Annotated in this window: 3 protein-coding genes; 1 reads left to right on the top strand and 2 read right to left on the bottom strand. The window is 40.1% G+C overall.

What is annotated here, in order from left to right; translation table 11 throughout:
- Window positions 1-1,575 (bottom strand): cytochrome c3 family protein (locus PHV30_11970; protein MDD5457729.1); only part of this gene is annotated, 1,575 nt, incomplete at its 3' end.
- Window positions 1,576-1,589: 14 nt separating this feature from the next.
- The gene (locus PHV30_11965; protein ID MDD5457728.1) at window positions 1,590-2,573 is read right to left on the bottom strand and encodes a 6-bladed beta-propeller; all 984 of its coding nucleotides are present in this window, start codon (window positions 2,571-2,573) and stop codon (window positions 1,590-1,592) included.
- Between the two features lie 169 nt (window positions 2,574-2,742).
- Between PHV30_11965 and PHV30_11960 the strand changes: the two genes are divergently transcribed.
- Window positions 2,743-3,496 (top strand): cytochrome c3 family protein (locus PHV30_11960; GenBank protein ID MDD5457727.1); only part of this gene is annotated, 754 nt, incomplete at its 3' end.

The following is a 3,496-nucleotide window of genomic DNA, read 5'->3' as shown; positions in this document are numbered from 1 at the left end:
CAAACCATCGTGACAGTCTACACAGGAAATAGCATTGTAAACATCTTGCCATACAAAAGAAATGTTCAAAGGCGTCAAAGGAGGAGTTCCCCTCTCACCAACAGGTACTGACGGCCATGCAACCCACTTATCAAAACTTCCTCCGCCCGGGATCGGATTATGACAAGCTACCAGACATCTTATACTTTTGCCTTCACCCGTTCCGGTAATTTCACAAGTATCGCTATTTAAAAGTCTTGTTCCTCCAGGAAACTTAACGTCCACTGTAACATAAGTGGTTGATGTAGCAGTAGTTTCCACAATAGAAACAAATGCTGTCTCAAAAAGCACATCGACCGTATCATTATTATGCAAATCCCCGGCAAAAGTTCGATGACAAACAACACAATCATACCCCTGTCCTATTACATGGGTTTCATGCGCGCCTATCCCTTTTACAGAAAAAGCAGGGAAATTAGTCGTATTATAATCCTTTGGATAATGTCTATCTAATGGCGGCGAACCACTGGCACCCACCGGAGGAAAACCATGACAACTGGTACAATTAGCCGGCGGCCAATCCCAGGGATGGCAGGAAATGCATTTTGATTTACCATCATAGTGCGCGGTTACATTCATTCTACCCTGGCTTTGATTTCTGCCCGGCGGGAACGGCGGGATAATCCCATCAATTACTGTCGGTGAAAGCGGAGCATCATAAAAACCAGTTGAATCCGGCTCAGTTCCGCCATAGTGGCACCCAAGACAAACCAGCCTCGTCCTGCCAATATACAAATTCTTCTGGTATGTACCAACGGATTCATAATAAGTCGTATTATAATTAACATCACCCACCAAATTCAAAATATAATTATCAGCCTGTGAAAAATCATAAGTATTCATAGAATCCAAATCGTTTGGATCTTCACTTCGATTTATATAACTGGAAACATAATCAGCATGAGGATTATGACATGAAAAACAGGAAAGCCGGGATAGTCTGGAAAAATCCTGATCAGCGGAACTGGAATCCGCGCTGACCGCCATTGACCCAAAACCTGTATCATAGTTGGATATTGCTCCATAACCCTGTATTGTACTATCGCCATCTCTGGTTTGAACTGTATCTCCCTTATTACTGTCATGATGCGGAGCATGCTCTGCGCTATGCCGATATAAATGTCCGGGCCCATACCGTCTTGATATATCTATGCTTGCTGTATCAGTATCAGAATATCTGGGGCCATTCTGGCCGTGCGCGCGAGTTAAAACATGCGCATCATTCAAACCATCATAAAAACCATCACCATCTCTATCTACAAGGTCAACCGTTTTTACTTGACTATGACAATATGTGCACAAATTTTGGATTGTAGTGACCCCTGAGCTATCTACCCCTACCGGCCATAATCTACTTTCCCCTTTAGCGCTATGAGGAATATGACATGGCTTGCATTTATCTGCTCCATACGTGGTTTCTAACCTGTAACCGGGGTCACCAACTGATGTACCTCCGCCAAAATGCGGCCCCTTGGCTATAACCATCCGGCTTAACAGCAATATTATTACTAAAAACACAAATTTTTTAAATCTCATACTTTAATTTCCTATTATTTTTTAACTTTTTCCCAAACTAAAATATTATTTCTTGCTCCATTTCCAATGTATATCTTATCATTTTTATCAATAAAGATACCTTTCGAAAAATACAGGGTTTTTGCCATCTCTCCTTTATGCCCAAACTGATAAAGAAATTTACCATCCGTGTTGAATACCGAACAGGCGCCATACGCGCCGTCAAGGACATAAATATTCCCTTCGCTATCAACATCTATCCCATTAATATCCAAAAATTCTCCAAGGTTAGCACCCCGGTTGCCAAAGGTAAAAAGAAGCCTTCTATTTTTATCAAAGACATAAACACGGCCTGAAGAATAGGCCCCTACATAAATTCTCTTTTGTTTATGGCTGCTATATCTATCAGTCGCGATACTGCTGATAGCGCCAAACGAACCATCCTTTTCCTCTTCTTTCGGCTTATTCCATCGTTTTAATAAAAGTCCATCCGGAGTAAAAATATAAATATTAGCCTCTCCGTAGGCAATCGTATAAATAGTCGCAGAATCTACGGCAATATCTTCTGCCGCCCACATCCCTTTTCCCGGAGGCGGCGGAAAACTTATCTTTTTTTTAAACTCTCCCGCAGTTGTAAATACCTCTACGGTCACAAGGGCTGCATTAGATATATAAATATTATCTTTCTCATCTATATCAATACCACCTATACCACACATCTCTTTTCCATAAACTTTATTCACATAAACGCTGTCGTTTAAACCAAAATCAAACTCTAATTGTCCCAATTTATCGTAAACTTTTATTCCCTTGCCCCCTGTAGTATAAATATTACCTTTTGAATCAACAGCTACAGGGCCGGCATCAAAACCTAAATTAATCACCTGCGTACATTTTATGGGAATATCCTGTTCAGTTATTGTTGTAGCTTGTTTTTGAGCGGTAGACTCTTGAGAATAAGCGGAGGAACAAAAAAATACCAGTCCTGCCAGAAGCAATACTTTATTTATTTTTTGCATAGTTTGTTATACCCCTGAATATATTAATTGGTTTCCGAAACCCATACAAATATGTCGTTTAATTATACCAATACCTTTTACTTTCGGTCAAGAACTTATTTTACATTACTTTTTTTATCAAATTTAGCCGAAAAGGTATTATTATTCATATGATATAATATTCAACAAAATGAAAAAATTTATATTTATACTATTTTTCCTGCTTATTTGTTCTATTTCACGGGCAGAAAAAAATAAAGAGATAGAAATAGAGTGCGCCCTGTGCCATATTGAACGGCTGACAAAGGATAATTCTCTTGTTGATAAACAGGATATAAATTCTGCTGACAAGCAAATGTGTTATAGCTGCCATGACGGTTCAATAAGGGACTCAAGAAATTCTATAATTTCCAAAGGCCATTCAACCGCAATAACACAATCTTCTCAAATCAATGTGTCGGATAATCTTCCGCTGACAAAAGATAAGAAAATTTATTGCGGTACTTGCCACCGCCCCCATGGAGTATCAAAAAAGAAAATTGAAGAACCCGGTTTTTTCCGGATTTCACAGGAAGCTCTTTGTCAAAACTGTCATATGAATAAAACCGACGAAGTCGCAATGACTCATATTTTCAAACAAAAGCCTGAAAAGGACACTGGGTTTAATGCTAAGGGCTGCCCTTCCTGCCATATAATCCATAGCACACCTGCACCCGCGGCGGTAGCGGCAAAACCAGTCTTGTGTTCAACCTGCCACCCTGACAAAGACAAGTTGAAAAACACTCCCCATAATCTGATCAATTCCGCGGCAGGCGAAAAAAATATTTTAGGAAAAACCGCGGAAGAATCCGGGCTCTGCGGGGCCTGCCACTTAGTGCATAACGGTAATAGCTATATGCTCTGGGCAAAACCATTGGACCCTGAAAAAGAAAAAAATCCCACGC

Source organism: Candidatus Margulisiibacteriota bacterium (assembly GCA_028715625.1).
Taxonomy (GTDB): Bacteria; Margulisbacteria; Riflemargulisbacteria; order GWF2-35-9; family GWF2-35-9; genus JAQURL01.
This window is presented reverse-complemented; position numbering and strand designations above follow the sequence as displayed.

Coding starts and splice junctions, on each gene's coding strand:
- PHV30_11965 (MDD5457728.1), bottom strand. CDS start 2,573: ATGCAAAAAATAAATAAAGTATTGCTTCTGGCAGGACTGGTATTTTTT.